We start from the raw sequence: 20,646 nt of genomic DNA, 5'->3' as shown, positions 1-20,646 counted from the left end.
ATAAGTAAGGGACGATCCCCTCACTTATCAAACAGTTACTTCACAAGAGTAATAAAAGATTTTAATTTTCCGGCCGCATGAACATACGCTCTCGCCGATGCTTCTAATACGTCTTGCGCAACACCAAAACCTGATACTTGATGAGTTCCTTCTTTTAATTCAACATGAACATGTGCAAGTGCATCTTGACCTTGCGTTATAGATTGTATGCGATAATCCGCTAAGTCACATTCTAATCCTAAAATTCTTTGAATTGCATTATAGATCGCTTCAATACTTCCAGAACCAGTTGCTGCATCTTCGTACATATTCCCTTCCTCATCTTTTAGTACAACCGTTGCACACTGTGTACTATTTGATACGAAGTGTACTTGCAATTGCGTAATGCTATATTGTTGTGCCGAAAATGCTGCTTCACCAAGCATAAGCGCACGTAAATCTTCTTCTGTAATTTCCTTTTTTCGATCAGCTAATTTTTTAAATGCTGCAAACACCGCATCTCGTTCTTCGTTTGTAAATTCGTAGCCTAATTCTTTCATTTTTTCCGTAAATGCGTGACGTCCAGAATGTTTTCCAAGTACAAATAGATTTTGAGATTCACCTATAAGCGCCGGTTCAATAATTTCATATGTCGTCACTTCTTTTAAAACACCATCTTGATGAATACCTGATTCATGAGCGAACGCATTTGCTCCAACAATCGCTTTATTTTTCGGTACAACCATACCTGTTAAACGACTTACTAATGTACTTGTCGCTTTAATCTCTTTTAACGTCATAGAGGACTCTGCTTCATAGAAATCTTTTCTAATATGGAGAGCAACTGCGACTTCTTCTAAGGCTGCATTTCCTGCTCTTTCTCCAATTCCATTAATCGTTCCTTCTACTTGTAACGCTCCGCCTTCAACTGCAGCTAACGAATTCGCTACTGCCATCCCCAGATCATCGTGACAATGACAAGAGAAAATTGCTTTTTCATACGAAGGAACGGATTCTTTTAAGTATTTAAAAAGAGAATAATATTCTTCCGGATTCGTATATCCAACTGTATCAGGAATATTGATTACATTCGCTCCTGCACGAATCGCTACTTCTACTGCTTCAGCTAAAAATGCTCTCGATGTTCTTGTCGCATCTTCTGCTGAAAATTGTACTGTTGGAAATAATGATTTTCCGAGTGTAACCGAGCGCTGAATGCTATCTAATACATCTTCTTTCGACATACAAAGCTTATATTTCATATGAATGTCACTCGTAGCTAAAAATACGTGTAAACGAGGAGATACAGCACCTTTCACTGCGTCATATGCTCTTCGAATATCGCTTTCCTTTGCTCTAGCTAAACTCATAACCGTAGCATTTTGAATGGTATTTGCGATACGTTTTACCGATTGAAAATCACCTTCAGAAGCCGCTGCGAATCCAGCTTCCATTACATTAATACCAAGTCTCTCTAGTTGCCTCGCAATTTGTAATTTCTCTTGTTCATTTAAATTAACTCCTGGTGATTGTTCGCCATCACGAAGCGTCGTATCCATGAACAAAATCTGCTTCATATTATTTAATCCCTACCTTTACTCGGGGCTGTACAAAAGGCATCATTTCACGTAATTTACGTCCAACTACTTCGATTTCATGTTCATTTTCTTTCTCATTTGTCGCCTGGAAATTTGGTCTTCCTGCTTTATGCTCTGCAATCCAGCCTCTTGCAAATGTACCGTCTTGAATTTCTGCTAATACTTCCCCCATCGCTTTCTTTGTATCTTCAGTAACAACGCGTGGTCCTGATACGAAGTCACCCCACTGCGCTGTATCTGAAACTGAGTATCTCATATTTTCAAGTCCACCTTCATACATAAGGTCAACAATTAGTTTCAGTTCATGTAAACATTCAAAATATGCAAGTTCAGGTTGATAGCCAGCATCAACTAGCGTTTCAAATCCCGCTTTTACAAGTGCAGTCACTCCGCCGCAAAGTACAGCTTGCTCTCCGAATAAATCTGTTTCTGTTTCTTCTTTAAACGTTGTTTCTAATACACCTGCTCTCGTCGCCCCAATTCCATCTGCATATGAAAGTGCCTTTTCAGTCGCAACTCCTGTTGCATCTTGATATACTGCAAATAATGCAGGAACAGCTCCTCCTTCCGCAAATGTACGACGTACTAGATGTCCTGGACCTTTCGGCGCTACTAGAAATACATCTACATTAGCTGGCGGTTTTACTTGATCAAAGTGAACATTAAAGCCATGTGCGAACACAAGAGAATTACCTGCCTGTAAGTTTGGTGCAATTTCAGCTTCATATACTTCCGGCTGCAGTTCATCAGGTAGTAGAATCATTACTACATCCGCTTTTTCTGCTGCTTCCGCTACTGTATATACGGAAAATCCATCTTCTTTCGCTTTATCCCATGACTTCCCTTTCCTCAGTCCAACTACTACATCAAATCCGTTATCACGTAAGTTTTGTGCATGTGCATGGCCTTGCGATCCATATCCGATGATTGCTACTTTCTTTTCCTTTAATACATTTACCGTTACGTCTTTTTCATAATAAACTTTTGCCATTTTCATTTCCCCCTATTTTTTAAATAATTATTGAATTAACATAACTTGTTTATCTTGTTTTTTCATACTACGTGTAAATGCTGTTACACCTGTTCTAGCAATTTCTTTCAAACCGTATGGACGAAGTAATTCAATTAACGCTTCTACTTTCTCCTGAGTACCTGTTACTTGCACCACTATGGAATCCTTCCCAACATCTATTACAGCGGCTCGGAACGGTTCAATTAAACTATATAATTCTGCTCTTGCTACAGACGTTGCTACTTTAATAAGTGCAAGTTCTCTAGCGATCATCGCTTCTTCTGTAATATCTGATACTTTCAGTACATCGATTTGCTTATGAAGTTGTTTAATTAACTGCTCAACTTGCTGTTCATTTTCAACGTGTACAACAATCGTCATTCTCGAAATATCCGATGATTCCGTATGACCTACTGAAATACTTTCAATATTAAAATGTCTACGTGTCATAACACCTGTAATTCGATTTAACACACCGCTTTGATTTCGAACTGTCGCTGTTACAATTCTCTTCACCTTTTTTCCACCCCCTCCATTTGGTGAACCCCTTTCCCTGGTGCAACCATCGGCATAACCTTTTCAGATTGAAGTACGCGGCAATCAATTACGACTGGCTCTTTTAATTCAATTGCATACTGTAATTGTTGCTTTGCAAGAAGTGGGTCTTCAATACGAACACCTTTTATGCCATATGCATTGGCAAGTGCGACAAAATCTGGTTGGCATGAAAGTAAGGAGTGCGAATATCGCCTATTATAAAATTCCTCTTGCCATTGTCTTACCATCCCTAAAGCTTCATTATTTAAAATAAAAACTTTAACCGGTAAAGAATGCTCTTTTAACACACTAAGTTCTTGCAAGGTCATTTGAAATCCAGCATCACCGACAATTGCAATAACTAGTTCTTCAGGCTTTGCGATTTGTGCACCTATTGCTGCTGGAAACCCGAAGCCCATTGTTCCCAATCCCCCAGAAGTTACCCATCTATCTGGGTTTTTCAATGGATAATATTGAGCTGCCCACATTTGATGTTGCCCAACATCTGTTGTTACAATCGCTTCTCCTTTCGTAATTTCGTATAGCATATCAATTGCATATTGAGGTTTAATACGCTCTGCATGTTCTTTGTAAGAAAGAGGGTATTTTTCTTTTCTACTATTCAATAACGAAAGCCAATCATTGTGATCTACTTCCCCTTCTTTAAAAGTGAGTATAGCTTCTAATGCTTGCTTCGCACTCGCAACAATAGGGATTTCAGTCGGCACATTTTTCCCAATTTCCGCTGGATCAATATCTATATGTGCGACAATCGCTTCTTTAGCAAAATAAGCTAAATTTCCAGTAAGACGATCATCAAATCTTGCACCTATATTAATAAGTAAGTCACATTCATATAATGCCATATTTGCGGTGTATGAACCGTGCATTCCTCCCATCCCTAGAAATAGTTCATCATCTGGCGGAAACCCGCCAAGACCAAGTAATGTATGAACAACTGGAATATGATATTTGCGAGCAAAGCTTGTTAATTCTTTCGATGCTTTCGCATGCAATACACCTGCTCCAGCTAAAATTAATGGCTTTTTTGAGACCTCAACCGCTTGTAATAATTTGTTTATTTGTAGTAGATTCGGTTCATAATTAGGCTGGTATCCTGGTAAATCCATTTGTACGTCGCTACATCTCTCGCCTTGCTCCACTACCATATCTTTCGGAAGGTCAATTACGACTGGGCCCGGTCTTCCTGTTCTAGCGATATGAAATGCTTCTTTAATAATTCGGGGTAAATCCGATGCTTTTCGCACTTGATAATTATGTTTTGTCACCGGCATCGTAAGCCCCATGATATCTGCTTCTTGGAAAGCATCACTTCCAATTAACGTTGTTGCTACCTGCCCTGTAAATACAACAAGCGGTAATGAATCAATCATCGCGTCAGCTAGACCAGTAATAACATTTGTAGCACCCGGTCCACTTGTTGCAATTACCACTCCTGGATTCCCTGTAATTCTTGCATATCCTTCAGCAGCATGAATTGCACCTTGCTCATGCCTCGTTAAAATATGCGGAATTTCACAATCATAAAGCGCATCATATAGAGGTAAAACCGCACCACCTGGATACCCGAAAATCACTTCTACTTCTTCCTTTTCTAGCGCTTCTAACAATAGCTGTGCACCAGTTGCCAGTTTCTCTTCCGTTTTTGAAGACATTTTTCTTATAAGCCCCCTTTTTTAAACCATTTATAAAATAAAAAAATCCTACGTCCACACTCCAGCTATGTGCTGAAGGGACGAAAGATTTCGCGGTACCACCCTTCTTCGCAAGATTACTCTTGCCTCAGTGACTCGGGATGAGTCTAGCTAATAACGGGGCTACCGTCTAAGCCTAAACAAACGCTTCAGCTTAGCACTCAAGGGTGATGTTCGTCGACGTGAACCATCGGTTTCCAGCAACCACCGACTCTCTGTGAGGCTTCACAGTCAACTACTCCTCCCTATCAACGCTTTATCATGTCATAAAGAGCTATTATCCAACTTTATTTTCTTCGTAAATTTTCTCTCCATCTTCTACAACTAATTTACGGAATTCTTCTAATAAACGATTCGTATGTGGCCCTGTTCTACCTAAACCAATCGTTCTTCCATCTACTGTCGTAACAGCAATTACTTCAGCAGCTGTTCCTGTTAAAAATACTTCATCAGCTACATATACATCGTGCCTTGTAAATAATTCTTCTCTTACGTCATATCCAAGTTTTTCGCCGATTTCTAAAATCGCGTTTCGTGTAATACCTTCTAACGCTCCAGCAGAACTTGGTGGTGTAATCAATTTATTTCCCTTCACAATAAATACGTTATCTCCAGAGCCTTCAGCTACGTATCCTTGGTCATTTAACATAAGTGCTTCTTGTACTCCAGCTAGTTTCGCCTCAATGCGAACTAAAATATTATTTAAGTAATTTAAAGATTTTACTTGAGGCGACAAAACATCTGGGCGATTGCGACGCGTTGCAACTGTTATAATCGGAATCCCTTTTTCATAATATTCTTGTGGGAATAAAGATAATTGCTCTGCAATTACTACTACATTGGGTTTCATACAAGAATCGGGATCTAATCCCAAATTCCCAGGTCCTCTTGATACAACGAGGCGGATATATCCATTAGATAGTTTGTTTTGTCGAATCGTTTCAACAACGATTTTCGTTGCTTCTTCTAACGTATATGGAATTTCTAACATGATGGATTTCGCTGATTCATATAACCGGACAAGATGCTCTCTCAAACGGAAAACATTACCGCTATATACCCTAATTCCTTCGAACACTCCATCGCCATATAAATAGCCATGATCATATACTGAAACCTTTGCTTCGTCTTTTGGAACAAATTCTCCATTTAAGAAAATCCACTGCTCGTTCACTTGAAAGCGCCCCCTATGTTCTATGAGTTTTTTATTGTTTCCTAGTTTACTCTCCTTTTCAAATAAATCAAGTGAATTTTTAGAAAATTTTTAATTTTTAATCGTACATACATCTTTGATTATATTGATTTAATAACATTGTTAACGTTTACAAAAAGTCAAAAAATTTTTTTCGCCAAATTCTACTAAAAAAAATATTTGTTTAAAAGAAGGGTTTTCGCCAATCGATACGAATCTATTGTATTCAATAAACGGACGTCCGATTTATAAATTCGGGAATATACAACGACTTTTGGTGAAAAAGGGGGAAAATAACAAAAATAACGCTGTCTAAAAATAACATTCATATTTTTCATTTAGTAATCATAATCCTATTTTTAAAAAACAATTTGTCAAATTGAAGGAGGAAATAACAATGGCGTGTGTACAAATTAAAGGAACGAGACAAGAGGTAGTAGAAATGCTACAACTATTTGATCTAATGGATACGAAAGGGTTTTGTAAATTCGATAATTACGTTGAAGTAGAACCAAATAACAGGAAACATAACAACTATACAGCTTCAATCGATATTCAATCTAATAACAGTTCAGCACAAGATACATTAAATGATCAATTCGTTAGTCAAATGCTTACTGGTGTATATAACGACTAAATAAATATTCTCTTCCTACCATCTTTTCATAAATATATGCTTTGGACTTGAGCATACTAACAACTAGATGGTAGGAGGTGAGAATTATGGCTAGAATTGGCGTTGAGAACTCTTTAACAGATGTTCAACAAGCTCTTCAGCAACAAGGACATGAAGTCGTTTCACTTAACTCTGAAAATGATGCACATGGATGCGATTGTTGCGTTGTAACCGGGCAAGATTCTAATATGATGGGTATTGCAGATGCATCGATAAAAGGATCTGTAATTAAAGCACATGGTTTAACAACAGATGAAATTTGTCAACAAGTTGAAAACCGCACTTAATCATTTTTATCACATTATTTGTGAGCTAACATTTAACGGGAATGGTCTCACTGATTATAGTTTCAATTTATCTATAGAAAGAGGGCTCCTTTTCAAAAGGAGCCCTCTTTTTTATATTCACCTAACGGGAAAGTAACATATACTGGATGAAAGCCCTACCTCTCTCTCATCATTACGGTTCCACTGACCGCTCCTTGATTCACTAGTATACATATAAAGCTTACATATACAATTTATAGGGTTTGTTCACAAAAGTTGTTGGTAAGACTACCCGATCTTTCGCAAACTTTTCGTATTATATTCATAAGATTTATTTACTTTACACTAGCTGTAACCGAGACACGAATTAAAATTTTAACACCAATACAACAACTTGTCAACATTTTTTGCAAATTTAAAACAGACATTAACGGTTTGTCTGTTTTAGAATGGAGCTTTTTCTTTTATTACATATACAACAAAACCGCTTACTAACATAAATAAGCCAACTACTAAGTTTTTGATATTAATCATAAATTCCTCTCCCTTATTCCACACATCATATATATTTACAGTTCAATTATTCCGATCATCCTAAAGCGCACTTTTTCTAATATATCATAATTCCTAAAAAATGCAAGTTCACTTTTGGCGACCATTTACAAATTTATCTACAGTGCTTGGTACAGTATTTAAAGCCTTTTCAATTAAATGTGTACTACTATTGAGGTGTAATACTTGCACACCGTTAGAGCCAACTACTAAAAAAGCAACTGGGCTAATAGAAACCCCAGCCCCGCTTCCGCCTCCGAATGGATGACTTTGCTTGTTCTCTTTATGCTGCCCTTGTCCGTTATTATGTTTTTCAGAAATAAAATCACCTTTAAAGTCACTTCCGCCGGCACCAAAACCAAAAGCCACTTGAGATACTGTTAATACTACATTTCCATCAGCTGTTGAAACTGGACTTCCAACAATCGTATTTACATCTACCATCTCTTTTAAATTGGTCATTGCTGTTTTCATTAAATTTTCAATTGGATGTTCCATTATGTATTGCACCCTTTCCTCATTATTCTTTTTTATACTTTCCAAAATAGAGGAAGTCATACTTAGTTTTCCTATTTTAAAAAAACATTTTCATTTTCCAATTGGATATTACTCCCACCTAACTTCTTCGCTCTAGCCGAATTTTGAGGCGGGAGTCTTACTGCACGTTAATACGGGATAAAAACAGTAAAAAGAAACATACTACTATTGAACCTTGTTATGAAAGGAGTCCTTACTTTGACTGAGAAATTTGATGAATATAAAAAAAGAGATCGAATAGATAGTGATTATAGTGACTATAAAGAAGAATACGCAGCTGAAGTTGCACCACAGCGCATTGATTATGATGATAAAGACGATAAAGATGATGTAAGATCGTCCGCAGCGGGATCAACTGCTGGTTTTATTGCTCTTGCTTTAGCAATATTATCATTATTCACATTCCCAACACTATTTGGTCTTGTGTCTGTTTTACTCGGTATTTACGCTTATAATCGTGGAGCTACTGTAACTGGTGGTATCGCTGCGATTGTGGGTGGTATCGCTGCACTCATTGCGATTTTATTCCGAGTGGCGCTTATTGGTTTATTGTTCTCTCTTTTTTAAAAAGAACAAGGTATCCCGCTTTATGCGGGATACCTTATCCTGTAAATACATCTTCTGATGGATATTTAATTTTTTGTTTCGCTGGTCGTGCCAAAGAGAACACAAGTGTTAACGGTCCGATTAATCCACAAAACATAACAAACATAATAATACATTTCCCAAACGCCGATAGCTTCGCAGTAATCCCCATTGTTAATCCTACTGTGCCAAACGCTGAAATTGTCTCAAATAATAACTGAATAAAACTGAAGTCTTCTGTAAGCATTAATACAAATACCGCTGTAAAAATAAGTATTTGACTAGCAACGACAATTGCTAACGCTCTCGTTACTGTCGACATTTTAATCGTACGCTGAAATAAAACAAAATCCTCTTTCTTTCTAAAGAAAGAAAGAACTGATGTAATTAAAATAACGAATGTCGTTAACTTAATTCCACCGCCTGTCGATACACTTCCCGCACCAATAAACATTAATACCATCGTAAATAGTATCGATGACTCTTCCATCCCCCCATAATCTACCGTATTAAAACCGGCTGTACGAGGTGTAATTCCTTGGAAGAACGAAGCCCATAACTTTTCATTTAAAGATAAGTTTCCCAAAGTCTTCACATTATTATATTCCAATACAAAAATCACAATCATCGCAATAATATTAAGTGCTACCGTTCCAACAATCATGATTTTGGAGTGAAGCGATAATTTTCGGAAACTACGGCTATACCATATATCAATTAATACAGTAAACCCTAACCCCCCTATTACAATTAAAGAACAAATCCCAATATTAATGATAGGATCTCCTACATATCTTGTTAAATTATCTGGCCAAAGCGCAAAACCGGCATTATTATATGAGGCAATAACGTGAAAAATACTATAGTATAAACCTTTTCCAAAACCAAACTCTGGAATAAAGCGCATCGATAAAAAGATAACTCCAATTAGCTCGATACAAATAGAAAAAATAAAAACTCGTTTCACTAATTTCACAAGACCACCAATATTTGTTTGATTAAATGCTTCTCCAATTAATAATCGGTGGCGTAAACCGATTTTTTTACCTAATACCCAAACAATTAAAATGGCAATCGTCATAAGGCCGAGACCACCCGTTTGAATTAAAAACATAATAACAATTTCACCAAACATCGTAAACGTACTTGCAGTATCTACAACACCTAAACCGGTTACAGTCGCTGCCGACGTAGCTGTAAAGAAAGCATCTACCCAACTAATATGTACTTTCGTTGCAAACGGTAACTTTAATAACAATCCTCCGACCACAATTAAACAAAAAAAGCCTAATGCTAAAATTTGTGGTGGATTTAATCGTACAAGGCGATTATACAACCCTTGTTTTTTTGCTACTTCCATATCACTAACTCCCTTTATCAAGTGAAGCTTTTATCCCCTCATAAATAAAGGCTCTTTAAGAGCCTACAAGTAGCGGGATAAACCTTATATTCTTATAATATAGTTGAGCATAATCCTTTTTTTCATAGATTTCAACTTTTATTTATATTCAGATTCCTATTGTTTTACAAAAGAATATTCTCTATTATATCTCCACTTATACTATAACTCTTACAACAACAACTATTTTATCCCTTTTCAAATTCCTATATCTTTCACTCCAAGTTCACACGAGGGTCACATCTACCTTTTATAGTATACGTATCGGAGCTGTTCCTCCCTAATTTATAAGACATTCCCCAGTGTCTTAAAGCAGCTTTCCATCCCTAATTAAATTGACATAAATTGTCCCCTTCCTTGACCATCCTATATGTGATGGTCTTATTTTTTGTTCTTTCTATCTTTTATTTGAAACTCCCTCTCTCTTTCACTCCATGTTCACATCTAGGTCACATCCACCTTTTATAGTATACGTATCGGAGCTATTCCTCCCTAATTTATAAGACATTCCCCAGTGTCTTTGAATAGCTTCCATCCCTAATTAAATTGACATAAATTGTCCCCTTCCCTTGACCATCCTATATGTGATGGTCTTATTTTTTTGTTCTTTCTATCTTTTATTTGAAACTCCCTCTCTCTTTCACTCCATGTTCACATCTAGGTCACATCCACCTTTTATAGTATACGTATCGGAGCTATTCCTCCCTAATTTATAAGACATTCCCCAGTGTCTTTGAATAGCTTCCATCCCTAATTAAATTGACATAAATTGTCCCCTTCCCTAGGCCATCATGTGATGGTCTATTTTTTTTCCAAATACATAATTTAACTCTCTTCGCTTATTTCAGCAATTAGCTATGGTCGTATTAACTGCTGTACTAGCTAGTATCGGTACTGCTGGTGTACCAGCTGTTGGACTTGTAATGCTTACGATGGTTTTAAATCAAGTAAATCTATCAGTAGAAGGTATTGCTTTAATTATCGGTATTGACCGCATTCTAGATATGTCTAGAACAGCTGTAAATATTTCCGGCGATGCAATTTGCGCAATGATTGTTTCAAAACAGAAGAAAAATATAATACGGATCAATCTGCGGCATCCTAAATTAAAAAGGAGTGAAATGATTCACTCCTTTTTTGACTTGCTTCCTTTTTTCGAACGATATTCTTTTCCTTTGTTATCATTACCTGTTTCAAATTCAGCACTAAACTCCTGCTGGAATTGCCCTGATTTTGGTGAACCTTGATTTCCACTTCCTTGACTACCATTACGATTCGTCATATTTCTCCCTCCTTCCTTTATTAGTAGTATGGCGCTCCATCTTTTTTCATACACATTTTATTTTTTATCATCTATTACACACAGAAGAAGACCTTCCGTATATAAGGAAGGTCTTCTTCTGTGTTAAGTAAGCGCTTTCTTGTTTATAACTACTTAAATAAGTTTTTTAGAAATAGATATCATTACATTCATTTCGTCTTCTGAAAGTGCGGAGAATCTTTCTTGTAAATATTTCTTTTTCTCACCTTCCATTTTCGCAACTAAATCTTTCCCTTGTTCTGTAATCTCTAAATATACAACTCGGCGATCTGATGTAGAACGTGAACGAGTTACAAAGCCTTTATTAATTAGCTTTTCTGTGACAGCTGTAATATGGCTATTCGATACATTTAACTCATTAGCTACACGTGATACCATTTCTTTATTCGTGCGATTCAATATTCTAAGGACAATGAACTCATTCCACGGTATGTAACCACCAAATATTTTTCCAATATCATTACGCAACGTGCGAAACATAGCAAAAACATTTGTCGATAGTTCTTCCATTAATTGTTCTCGATTTTGAGACAAATTTGACAGCCCCTTTTATTTAATTTAGTTAAATAAAAACCTTATTAATAATTCTACATGAAATCTTACTTTTTGTCACCTTATTTTCCCATAATTCGTAGTTTTTTAAAATATATTTCATGATACAATGAAATATATTTTCCAAAAAAAGGAGGTTGTATAGTGGGCGAGGAAGACAAGTTCTCTAATTTCAGTCTAAAAGATAAGGCCATTATCATTAGTATTATTGTTTTTTCTCTCATCCTCTTTTTTACATTTATATTTTTTGTATATGTAGGAATCTTTCACATTACAGGTATTGAATATAGTTCCCGTACTGCTTTACTTCTCTTTTTTTTATTAATCACTTTCTTGGACGGTATTACATTCTTTATCTTCAGTTTCTTCAAGGCGTCGCTATCTCCAATGACGACAAACATGCCAAATTGGCTCTCGATTGCTATTTTCTCAATCATTGAAATTACGTTAGATTGGTTCGTCATTCATACTGCCGATGATTGGATAAAGAGCGTACAAATGTCCAACATAGCTGAATTATGTGTTGTGCTATTCCTTTTCCTATTAAATAAATTATTAAGTGACAAGAAAGAGTAAGATTACAAGCTTTTCTATATAAAAATTGGTACAATGAAAGCAAATCATACTAAAGAGGTGTTAATTATGAACTTACAACAATGGGCTGATAAAGGTATGTCCTTTGATACATATGTGAATGAAATGAAAGTAAACCAATACGAGTTACTACACATTTATAATAACTTTTTAATTCCAAATGAATTACTTCCTATACTAGAAGAACGTCAAAATGACGGCTGGCGTGTTATCGTATTAACAGCTGACTGGTGCGGTGACGCTCTTTTATGCGTACCTGTTATGAAGCGAATTTCTGAAGTTGCAAATATTGATATGAAATTATTAATTCGTGATGAAAACTTAGAATTAATGGATCAATATTTAACAAATGGAACAGCACGTGCGATTCCAATCTTTATTTTCATTGATAAAGACGGAAATGAACAAGCCGTCTTTGGACCACGCGCTCCAAAAGTACAAGAATTAGTAACTTCAATGCGTGCTACATTACCTGAAAAAGAAGATCCAACATTCGAAGAAAAACAAAAAGAAATGTATGCTAATTTCCGTGCTACATTAGCTGATGATACTTCTCTTTGGGAACATGTAATGGAAAGCATGATTGAGAAAGTAGTAAAATAAAAAACCTGCCGATTTCGGCAGGTTTTTTTATTACATAATGAAGAAATAGAATACCGCAGCTAAAATGAAACGATAGTAAGCGAACGGTGTTAGTTTTACACGACCTAATAATTTTAAGAATGAAACAATTGCAAGCATCGCAACAACGAATGCTGTAATAAATCCAGTTGCAAATAACGGTATATCAGCTGCGCTTAATATATCCCAGCTTTTAATTAAATCTAAGGCACTTGCAGCTACCATCATTGGCACCGCTAAAATAAATGTATATTCCGCTGCCGCTGTATGCGAAACACGTGCTAATAAACCACCACTTATTGTTGATCCAGAACGAGAAAATCCTGGCCAAAGTGCTAAACATTGGAACATTCCGATTGTAAATGCTTGCTTATATGTGATTTCATCTAATGTTCTTGCTGTACTTGGTTTTGAAAACTTCTCAGCAACAATCATTAAAATACCACCCGCTACTAAGCTAATAACAACCGGTCCTGGACCGAATAAAACTTCTTTAATTGCGCTATGGAATAGTACGCCGAGTATGCCGGCAGGAATCATCCCGATAATAATATGTAATAAATTTAAAGATGGTCCATCAGTTACTTTCCCTATTCCAACTAATGACCATAAACGTTTCCAAAATATCACAACAACTGCTAAAATCGATCCCAACTGAATAACAACTTCGAAAACTTTCGCTCTCTCATCGTCGAATCCAAGTAAATGACCTGTTAAAATCATATGTCCTGTTGATGAAACTGGTAAAAACTCTGTTAAACCTTCAACAGCACCCATGATTAATCCAATTAACCAATCAGCCACAAGTAGTGCCTCCTTAATAACGAATATGTAATTTTTTCACACCTTATCATAATACCTTATCCCTTTTCAAAGTGCATCCTTTTTTTATTGATTTCATTTGTTGTATACGCTTATTTCTTTTCTATTTTTTGATTAAATTGTATGATAATAAGAGTTTGTTTTTTACGTTGAAAGGGGATTTTATGAAAGAAACTACTTCATTCTCACAAAAGTTAAAGCAATTTTTATTACTCTTTTTCCCGATTTTTGTAACGCAAATGTCATTATTTGCGATGAGCTTTTTTGATACGACAATGTCAGGACATGCGAGTCCTATTGATTTAGCGGGTGTTGCTATCGGAACAAGTATATGGCTTCCCGTTAGTACCGGCTTAACAGGAATTTTAATGGCTACTACTCCTATTGTTGCACAGCTCGTTGGATCAAAGAAAAAGGAGGACGTTCCCCGCATTGTCATACAAGCAGTATATTTGGCAATTTGTGCTAGTTTTATCGTTATCCTTATCGGATTCTTCGCTGTTACACCTATTTTAAATGGCATGCGCTTAGAAGAACCAGTGGAACGTATTGCGGCACAATTTTTAAGTATTATCGCGATTGGAATTATCCCTTTATTTACTTACACCGTCTTACGTGGATTTATTGATGCACTAGGAAAAACTCGAACAACGATGATTATTACATTACTATCATTACCAATTAACGTAGTATTAAATTACTTATTAATTTTTGGTCACTTTGGCTTTCCAAAACTCGGTGGTGTTGGTGCGGCAATCGCTTCTGCAGCAACATATTGGTGTATTTTAATTATTACCGTCATTATTATTCGTACGAAAGAGCCTTTCGCTTCTTTCCATATCTTTAAACAGTTATACCGTCCTTCTCTTGCAAGTTGGAAGGAATTCCTGAAACTTGGCGTCCCTATCGGATTTGCTATCTTTTTTGAGACGAGTATTTTCGCTGCGGTAACACTTATGATGAGTAATTTTAGTACGACAACAATAGCAGCACATCAAGCAGCTATGAACTTTGCTTCCTTGTTATATATGACTCCTTTAAGTTTAGCAATGGCAATGACGATAGCAGTTGGATTTGAAGTTGGAGCAAAACGATACAATAATGCGAAACAATATGGATTTATCGGAATTGGATTAGCTCTTGCTTTCGCTCTTTTATATTCAATCCTTCTTTATTTCTTTGATGATGAAATTGCTTCTATTTATACGACAAATGCAAATGTACATCATTTAGCGAAAGAATTTCTTATATTCGCGATTTTATTTCAAATTTCAGATGCGATTGCAACTCCAGTACAAGGAGCACTTCGTGGTTATAAAGACGTAAATGTTGCCTTAATTATGACATTAATAGCTTATTGGATAATAGGTCTACCTCTTGGCTACATATTAGCAACTTATACTGACTGGGCAGCGAAAGGTTATTGGATCGGTCTTATTATCGGTCTAGCATTTGGAGCAATCTTCCTGCTTATCCGTCTCTTTCAAGTACAAAGAAAATATACAACGCAAAACAGCCGCTAATGATATAACGGCTGTTTTCTTCATGCATATTTTTTCTTGTAACGTGTAACATAATGAAAAAGAAAGGTGGATACATATGGACGAAAAACAAAAGAAGCAATCATTCGATGAAGAATTCGCCCCTGAAATTTCACCTGGATATCGGCAAGATGTACATAAGCCACCTAAATATAAAAACACTTCTTTTTTAATGGGCATTACCATTTTCGCAACCATATTACTCGTACTCATCATTTTCGTCTATTTTTAAGGAAAGGTGACATATTATATGAAGAAACAAGAATCCAATCGTTCAAAAAGAACTGTGAAAACACAAAAAGGATATGCAGGAGATTCTGTTAATAAACTTAAACAAGTCGAGCAAGGAAATCTATATATTGCTCAAAAAGAACTTGGTCAACAAAATGAAAATCTTTAAAGTCCCTCTTCTCCTTGAGGGATTTTTCATTGTACATACTGTTTTTGATCTAACACCCTAAATATATTATTAACCTTTATAATTTTCATGTCATAATTTAATTTCATTTCACTTCTCTTACCATTTTCAGTACCAGCAACGTACACTACAGCATGATAGCGAAAACTCTCATCCGTCACTTGACGTATCTCCTCGTTTGTAAATTTATACTCTAAATTTCGAAAACGATTTGGATAATAATTTTTCATTAATTGTTCATACCCTTTATTTACAAATAGCTCTTCGCTTTTTATCTTCACATCTTCTTTATTATCAAACTCAAACACTGATAGTTGCGCTGTCACAAAGTGTTCTCCTATCATTTTCATTTCTTTATGAGTTAAATTTTCTATATTCTTGTTCTTTAATTCTTGATTTAACTCGTACTGATCTATCGGTTTAAAGCTAGCAAAAACAGTCTCTTTATATGACCAAAACAAACCAAAAGCGATACATATAGAAATGATTACTATTCTTTTCTTCACAATACATCCCATCCCTATTCATAATGATAGTTATATATTAACACAAAGAAAGAAAATTCTGATATTATAAAGTGGAATATCCTACCTTTAACTTAGAAACGAGGAACGATTATGTGCTCCTATAAACAATATATAAAACAAGCTCTGCCTAATCTTTCTATACATTCATATAAACAAAATGAAGAAGGATGGGATAATATAGCGGTTATTATAAATGACGAGCTACTATTTCGTTTCCCGCGAAAACTTGAGTATGCAAAGCGAATTCCGTTAGAAAAGGAACTGTGCACAATTCTCTCTCATTCGCTACAAGAAATCGAGGTTCCAAAGTATCACCTATTATATACAAATGATGCTGATACTTTTCCACTTTGTAGTTACTATACTCTCATTCATGGTGAACCGTTTAAAAAAGAAATAGTTACCAGGCTAGAGAAAAAAGAATTGCAAGCAATCATTACACAATTAGCTACTTTCCTTACAGCACTTCATAGTATCCCTTTAAAACAAGTTACAACGTTAGGGTTCCCTATCGAAAAAACACTTACATACTGGAAAGAGCTACAAACAAAATTAAATCAGTATTTTACTAACAGTCTTACTTCACTCCAGAAATCAGCCTTAAATCGTCTATTCGAAAATTTCTTTGAATACATAGCTACATCCACTTTTCAAAATACAATTATTCACGCTGACTTTACACATCATCACATTTTATTTAATAACCAAAATAAAACCATCTCAGGAATCATCGATTTTGGTGATGCTCAAATTGGCGATCCCGCTTTTGATTTTGCCGGGCTATATTATGATTTCGGACATGAATTTACTACATCTGTATATGAACAATACTGTTCCCTTATTTCTCACAATGATCCATTACTTATTCAACGTATCACTAGCTTTTATCAATACAGTCCTTTACTACATAACCTTGTTTATAACATCGAAACAAACAACAGAATCGAATTAATTAAGAATAAAGAACAACTGAAAGTGATATTACAGGGATGAGATTACATTCTCTCCCTATACTCTCTCTCCTCATACATCATTAACTTTTTATCCATTTCAACAATAACTTTATACAATTGAAACGCCTGTAAAATTTGCAGTTGAATTCCAAAAGGAGCATTCTGTTCTTTTAACCATTGAAATACTTTCGTTTCATCTTTCATTGATTATTCCTCCCCTTATAAAATTTTCTACAAATATACCGTAAATGATGAAAAGCTTTTCATGTCAATAACAAAAAAGATGCAAAGTTGCATCCTTTAATGTACGATATTTTTCTTCTGCAGCGTTTTCTCTTTTGCCTCTTCCACTTGGCATTCACTACGAAAAGCACAGCTCATACACTCAGAACGAAAATTACGCTCTGTGTAGTGCTCTGGTTGTTGCAGCATTTCTTTCATTCTAAATAAATCATCCATTCCAGTTATAATATCTTCCTGTTTTGGAATGTACTCATACTTAGTTCCTTCTATTAAATTAATCACTTCGATTTTTCCTGGAAGAATGCCGAAAGCCTTATAACTAAACACAGTCATTAACTTCTGACAAAGAGCTAGCATTTCTTCATTTGCATCAATAACATACTTTTTAATTGTAAATGATTCTGTACTCCACTCACCAACTTCAAACGTCAATGAAATATGAACACCTAACTCTTCCATATATGTTTGAAACTTCTCATATAAAAATAACGGCGGAGCTTGACTCTCATCTCTTTCAACAAACTGTAATAAGTGATCTGTTAGCTTCGCTAAAACAATATAATACTCCGCCTTTGAAGCAAACATATTAACCCTTACTTGTTTCCAATACTTTTCTAAAAGTATTAAAAGAAAAATTTTTGTTTGTTGCCTGGCAGGTACCGTGTAATATTCATTAATAATTTGATTTACAATCATTTGTGTTATTTGTTGCCATTCAAATGAAGATGGTTCTCTTCTTTTTATATGACGGAAATAAAATTTGTGTGGACAACGCATAAAATCATACAAATGGTAATCTGTCATCGTTTTGATTGCGATTTTTTCATGCAATTGCTCTTCATCTCCCTTCTGCCATTAAGAAAGGTGTTTTACAAATTCAGCTCCAAACTGTAAACATTTTTCTACATCTTCATCTTCTGGCGTTAATTCTACTTTCAATCCTTCTAACACAACTGCTGCCCCGCGCTCCTGCAGCTTTTCTATTAAAATATCAACCGCTACCCCGTATTTTGGATAACCTGAATCACATGACCCGAATACTGCCGCTTTTTTCCCAGTTAAATCAATAGAATCCATTGCGTCATAAAAATCTAAAAAATCATCCGGAAGATCACCATCTCCCCAAGTATAAGCACCTAAAATAATACCGTCATATTGCTCTAATATAGAAGCTTCTGGTGAATCCATAATATCAATGACTTCAATTTCATTTTCTGTTTCACGAATTGCACCCGCAATATGATCAGCCATTTCCTCCGTATTTCCACTCATACTTGCAAAAATCATTACTAACTTACTCAACTGAACCTCTCCTTTTACCTTGTATCTCTTTTTCTGTTGGAAGTGTACTCTTCTCATCTACATATTCAGAACGAATTATATTTCGTTGCCATTCAATATGCTTATCAACATCTTTATTTTTTAATCCCCTTCGTAAAAGGTGAAATGTTTTTCTCATTAAAGTTCCTCATCTGTTTCACTGATAATAATAATCAATTTCAATTATATCATTAGATTAATTGAAATTGATTATCAAAGTCAATAACTATTTTAAAAAAAATAGTTAAAATGTACAAGCTTGTCCGTTAGCTATTCATATACTATAAATGAGCATAGTTCTTTCTCAGCCCTCTCTGACGGAAGAAATAGAAGCAACTGCGATAGAGCGCAGTTGCCTTTTTTTATACTTTTCTATGATTTTAGTAACCTTATCGTTGTTTCTAAAAATAATTCTACTCCATAAATTAAAGCTGATTCATCTACATCAAATTTCGGATGATGATGTGGATAACAAGTATCAATATTTTGATTCCCTGTTCCTAATTTAATAAAACAACCAGGTGCTTTTCTTAAATACGCTGAAAAATCTTCTCCTCCCATAGAAGGTTCAAGATGCACAATACGCTGATTTCCGAACAATTTTATCGCACTTTTTTCTACTATTTTCGTAATGTACTCATTATTAATAACTGGATCATATCCGTAACGATACGTATATGTATAATCCCCTCCATGCGCTTCTGTAATTCCTTTCACAATTTGCTCAATTTTCTCTTTTGCTTCCTCTCTTAATGTTTGATTAAAAGATCGAACAGTTCCCATTAAAGATGCTTTGTTTGGAATGATATTATCGGTCATCCCCCCATGAAATTGTGTAACTGACACTACTCTGTGCATAAAAGCACTTGTATTTCTTGATATGATATGTTGTAAATTTGTAATAATTTGTGCTCCGATAGCAATAGGATCTATCGTTTCTTCTGGTCGTGCCGCATGACCACCCTCTCCTAAAATTTCAATTGTAAATACGTCTGGTGCTGCCATCATAGAGCCATATACAATTCCTACCTTCCCACTTTCTAATCCAGACATAACATGCAAACCTATTACATAATCGACGCCGTCCATAACACCGGCCTCCACCATTTCTTGTCCGCCACCGGGATACACTTCCTCTGCGTGTTGAAAGAACAGACGGATTTCGCCTGCAAAATCTTCCTTCATATTTGATAGCGCTTCTGCTGTACTTAACAAAATAGCTGCATGAGCATCATGCCCGCATGCATGCATCATCCCTTTATTCACAGAAGCATAAGATTTCCTTGTCTCCTCTTGAATTGGTAAAGCATCTATATCCGCTCGAATCGCAACTACTTTCCCTTGTTCCGTTCCTCTTTTAATTGCTAGTACACTGTACTTCGTTGGTCTCGTTACTTCAAAAGAAGAAAATGAGCATAATGTATCATATATAAATTGCGAAGTTTCTTTTTCATGAAACGATAATTCCGGATACTTATGAAAATGCCGTCTCCATTTCATAATATTTTCTTCTGAAATAAGACTCTTCCACACTCTATTCATGATAATTTCCTCCTTTTAAAAAGATCTAGTAATTTAAAGTTTGCTCAGTCTCTACCGATTAATAAAAAAACAAATATTATATTTTCACGTATTCTTATAGTCCACTTTTATGTATTCACACAATCCACTTTCTATTTACATGTC

General features: G+C 35.5%; 26 protein-coding genes, 1 pseudogene and 1 other annotated feature. Of the genes and pseudogenes, 10 read left to right on the top strand and 17 right to left on the bottom strand.

Annotation, left to right across the window (positions count from 1 at the left end):
• Window positions 1-35: 35 nt before the first annotated feature.
• The 5 genes from leuA to ilvE form a co-directional block, all read right to left on the bottom strand.
• A complete protein-coding gene (gene leuA / locus KPL75_RS21120) occupies window positions 36-1,556 on the bottom strand; it encodes a 2-isopropylmalate synthase (RefSeq protein WP_219917624.1) in 1,521 nt (506 codons plus the stop codon).
• 1 nt (window position 1,557) lies between these two features.
• Window positions 1,558-2,568, bottom strand: a complete 1,011-nt coding sequence (gene ilvC / locus KPL75_RS21115) for a ketol-acid reductoisomerase (protein ID WP_002158678.1) — start codon at window positions 2,566-2,568, stop codon at window positions 1,558-1,560.
• A 27-nt stretch (window positions 2,569-2,595) separates the two neighbouring features.
• On the bottom strand, window positions 2,596-3,105 hold the full coding sequence (ilvN, locus tag KPL75_RS21110) for an acetolactate synthase small subunit (RefSeq protein ID WP_000822948.1): 510 nt from the start codon (window positions 3,103-3,105) through the stop codon (window positions 2,596-2,598).
• Window positions 3,102-4,802 (bottom strand): acetolactate synthase large subunit, encoded by a 1,701-nt coding sequence (gene ilvB, locus KPL75_RS21105; RefSeq protein WP_219917623.1) that lies wholly within the window; start codon window positions 4,800-4,802, stop codon window positions 3,102-3,104. The genes ilvN and ilvB overlap by 4 nt, the downstream gene beginning before the upstream one ends.
• A gap of 73 nt (window positions 4,803-4,875) precedes the next feature.
• Window positions 4,876-5,102, bottom strand: a binding site (T-box leader).
• 16 nt (window positions 5,103-5,118) lie between these two features.
• The gene (gene ilvE / locus KPL75_RS21100) at window positions 5,119-6,015 is read right to left on the bottom strand and encodes a branched-chain-amino-acid transaminase (protein ID WP_219917622.1); all 897 of its coding nucleotides are present in this window, start codon (window positions 6,013-6,015) and stop codon (window positions 5,119-5,121) included.
• Between the two features lie 415 nt (window positions 6,016-6,430).
• On the opposite strand from ilvE, the gene KPL75_RS21090 reads away from it, so the two are divergent.
• Together KPL75_RS21090 and KPL75_RS21085 are read left to right on the top strand one after the other, a co-directional pair.
• Window positions 6,431-6,670: a DUF3911 family protein gene (locus tag KPL75_RS21090; protein WP_002149526.1), complete on the top strand. Its 240-nt coding sequence runs from the start codon at window positions 6,431-6,433 to the stop codon at window positions 6,668-6,670.
• A gap of 86 nt (window positions 6,671-6,756) precedes the next feature.
• Window positions 6,757-6,996 carry a YkuS family protein gene (locus tag KPL75_RS21085; RefSeq protein ID WP_002158681.1) on the top strand — a complete coding sequence of 80 codons (240 nt, stop codon included), beginning with the start codon at window positions 6,757-6,759 and terminating at the stop codon, window positions 6,994-6,996.
• Between the two features lie 423 nt (window positions 6,997-7,419).
• On the opposite strand, the gene KPL75_RS21080 is transcribed toward KPL75_RS21085, so the two are convergent.
• Together KPL75_RS21080 and ytfJ are read right to left on the bottom strand one after the other, a co-directional pair.
• Window positions 7,420-7,509, bottom strand: coding sequence for a hypothetical protein (locus tag KPL75_RS21080; RefSeq protein ID WP_000608227.1), 90 nt, complete (start codon window positions 7,507-7,509; stop codon window positions 7,420-7,422).
• A 108-nt stretch (window positions 7,510-7,617) separates the two neighbouring features.
• Window positions 7,618-8,085 (bottom strand): GerW family sporulation protein, encoded by a 468-nt coding sequence (ytfJ, locus tag KPL75_RS21075; protein WP_002096773.1) that lies wholly within the window; start codon window positions 8,083-8,085, stop codon window positions 7,618-7,620.
• A gap of 177 nt (window positions 8,086-8,262) precedes the next feature.
• On the opposite strand from ytfJ, the gene KPL75_RS21070 reads away from it, so the two are divergent.
• The gene (locus tag KPL75_RS21070; protein ID WP_219917621.1) at window positions 8,263-8,631 is read left to right on the top strand and encodes an imidazole glycerol phosphate synthase; all 369 of its coding nucleotides are present in this window, start codon (window positions 8,263-8,265) and stop codon (window positions 8,629-8,631) included.
• 34 nt (window positions 8,632-8,665) lie between these two features.
• Here KPL75_RS21070 and KPL75_RS21065 read toward each other — a convergent pair whose 3' ends face one another.
• Window positions 8,666-10,009: a TrkH family potassium uptake protein gene (locus tag KPL75_RS21065; RefSeq protein ID WP_219917620.1), complete on the bottom strand. Its 1,344-nt coding sequence runs from the start codon at window positions 10,007-10,009 to the stop codon at window positions 8,666-8,668.
• Between the two features lie 887 nt (window positions 10,010-10,896).
• Here KPL75_RS21065 and KPL75_RS21060 point away from each other — a divergent pair.
• A pseudogene (locus tag KPL75_RS21060) lies at window positions 10,897-11,153 on the top strand (dicarboxylate/amino acid:cation symporter); the annotation flags it as partial.
• A 21-nt stretch (window positions 11,154-11,174) separates the two neighbouring features.
• Here KPL75_RS21060 and KPL75_RS21055 read toward each other — a convergent pair.
• Both KPL75_RS21055 and KPL75_RS21050 read right to left on the bottom strand, forming a co-directional pair.
• Window positions 11,175-11,330 (bottom strand): hypothetical protein, encoded by a 156-nt coding sequence (locus tag KPL75_RS21055; RefSeq protein WP_002149538.1) that lies wholly within the window; start codon window positions 11,328-11,330, stop codon window positions 11,175-11,177.
• A gap of 153 nt (window positions 11,331-11,483) precedes the next feature.
• Window positions 11,484-11,903: a MarR family winged helix-turn-helix transcriptional regulator gene (locus KPL75_RS21050; RefSeq protein ID WP_000081440.1), complete on the bottom strand. Its 420-nt coding sequence runs from the start codon at window positions 11,901-11,903 to the stop codon at window positions 11,484-11,486.
• A 162-nt stretch (window positions 11,904-12,065) separates the two neighbouring features.
• Between KPL75_RS21050 and KPL75_RS21045 the strand changes: the two genes are divergently transcribed.
• Together KPL75_RS21045 and KPL75_RS21040 are read left to right on the top strand one after the other, a co-directional pair.
• Window positions 12,066-12,497, top strand: a complete 432-nt coding sequence (locus KPL75_RS21045; RefSeq protein ID WP_219917619.1) for a YrvL family regulatory protein — start codon at window positions 12,066-12,068, stop codon at window positions 12,495-12,497.
• Between the two features lie 33 nt (window positions 12,498-12,530).
• Window positions 12,531-13,118 carry a thioredoxin family protein gene (locus tag KPL75_RS21040; protein ID WP_219917618.1) on the top strand — a complete coding sequence of 196 codons (588 nt, stop codon included), beginning with the start codon at window positions 12,531-12,533 and terminating at the stop codon, window positions 13,116-13,118.
• Window positions 13,119-13,148: 30 nt separating this feature from the next.
• On the opposite strand, the gene uppP is transcribed toward KPL75_RS21040, so the two are convergent.
• The gene (gene uppP, locus KPL75_RS21035) at window positions 13,149-13,940 is read right to left on the bottom strand and encodes an undecaprenyl-diphosphate phosphatase (RefSeq protein ID WP_215581072.1); all 792 of its coding nucleotides are present in this window, start codon (window positions 13,938-13,940) and stop codon (window positions 13,149-13,151) included.
• A 182-nt stretch (window positions 13,941-14,122) separates the two neighbouring features.
• On the opposite strand from uppP, the gene KPL75_RS21030 reads away from it, so the two are divergent.
• The 3 genes from KPL75_RS21030 (at window position 14,123) to KPL75_RS21020 (ending at window position 15,899) form a co-directional block, all read left to right on the top strand.
• Complete coding sequence (locus KPL75_RS21030; RefSeq protein WP_219917617.1) at window positions 14,123-15,481, top strand: MATE family efflux transporter; 1,359 nt, start codon at window positions 14,123-14,125, stop codon at window positions 15,479-15,481.
• Between the two features lie 76 nt (window positions 15,482-15,557).
• The gene (locus KPL75_RS21025; RefSeq protein WP_219917616.1) at window positions 15,558-15,731 is read left to right on the top strand and encodes a 2-isopropylmalate synthase; all 174 of its coding nucleotides are present in this window, start codon (window positions 15,558-15,560) and stop codon (window positions 15,729-15,731) included.
• Between the two features lie 18 nt (window positions 15,732-15,749).
• Window positions 15,750-15,899, top strand: coding sequence for a hypothetical protein (locus KPL75_RS21020; protein WP_219917615.1), 150 nt, complete (start codon window positions 15,750-15,752; stop codon window positions 15,897-15,899).
• Window positions 15,900-15,925: 26 nt separating this feature from the next.
• Here the strand turns inward: KPL75_RS21020 and KPL75_RS21015 are convergent, their stop codons facing one another.
• Window positions 15,926-16,435 carry a biotin transporter BioY gene (locus tag KPL75_RS21015; protein WP_219917614.1) on the bottom strand — a complete coding sequence of 170 codons (510 nt, stop codon included), beginning with the start codon at window positions 16,433-16,435 and terminating at the stop codon, window positions 15,926-15,928.
• Window positions 16,436-16,534: 99 nt separating this feature from the next.
• Between KPL75_RS21015 and KPL75_RS21010 the strand changes: the two genes are divergently transcribed.
• Window positions 16,535-17,437 carry an aminoglycoside phosphotransferase family protein gene (locus KPL75_RS21010; RefSeq protein WP_219917613.1) on the top strand — a complete coding sequence of 301 codons (903 nt, stop codon included), beginning with the start codon at window positions 16,535-16,537 and terminating at the stop codon, window positions 17,435-17,437.
• A gap of 2 nt (window positions 17,438-17,439) precedes the next feature.
• Here KPL75_RS21010 and KPL75_RS21005 read toward each other — a convergent pair whose 3' ends face one another.
• The 5 genes from KPL75_RS21005 to KPL75_RS20985 all read right to left on the bottom strand — a co-directional run bounded on the left by KPL75_RS21005 (window position 17,440) and on the right by KPL75_RS20985 (window position 20,502).
• Entirely contained in the window at window positions 17,440-17,601 is a 162-nt protein-coding gene (locus KPL75_RS21005; RefSeq protein ID WP_000651093.1) for a hypothetical protein, read from the bottom strand.
• A 96-nt stretch (window positions 17,602-17,697) separates the two neighbouring features.
• The gene (locus KPL75_RS21000; protein WP_219917612.1) at window positions 17,698-18,471 is read right to left on the bottom strand and encodes a hypothetical protein; all 774 of its coding nucleotides are present in this window, start codon (window positions 18,469-18,471) and stop codon (window positions 17,698-17,700) included.
• 24 nt (window positions 18,472-18,495) lie between these two features.
• Window positions 18,496-18,942 (bottom strand): flavodoxin, encoded by a 447-nt coding sequence (locus tag KPL75_RS20995; RefSeq protein ID WP_193655045.1) that lies wholly within the window; start codon window positions 18,940-18,942, stop codon window positions 18,496-18,498.
• Window positions 18,935-19,099, bottom strand: coding sequence for a hypothetical protein (locus tag KPL75_RS20990; RefSeq protein ID WP_002158699.1), 165 nt, complete (start codon window positions 19,097-19,099; stop codon window positions 18,935-18,937). Before KPL75_RS20990 ends, KPL75_RS20995 begins: the two co-directional genes overlap by 8 nt.
• A 233-nt stretch (window positions 19,100-19,332) precedes the next feature.
• Window positions 19,333-20,502 carry an amidohydrolase gene (locus KPL75_RS20985; protein ID WP_219917611.1) on the bottom strand — a complete coding sequence of 390 codons (1,170 nt, stop codon included), beginning with the start codon at window positions 20,500-20,502 and terminating at the stop codon, window positions 19,333-19,335.
• Between the last annotated feature and the right edge of the window lie 144 nt (window positions 20,503-20,646).

Origin of the sequence: Bacillus sp. NP247, from assembly GCF_018966865.1 — a bacterium.
Classification (GTDB): domain Bacteria; phylum Bacillota; class Bacilli; order Bacillales; family Bacillaceae_G; genus Bacillus_A.
Note: the sequence above shows the minus strand (reverse complement) of the source record. Positions and strands in the feature narration are given on the sequence as shown.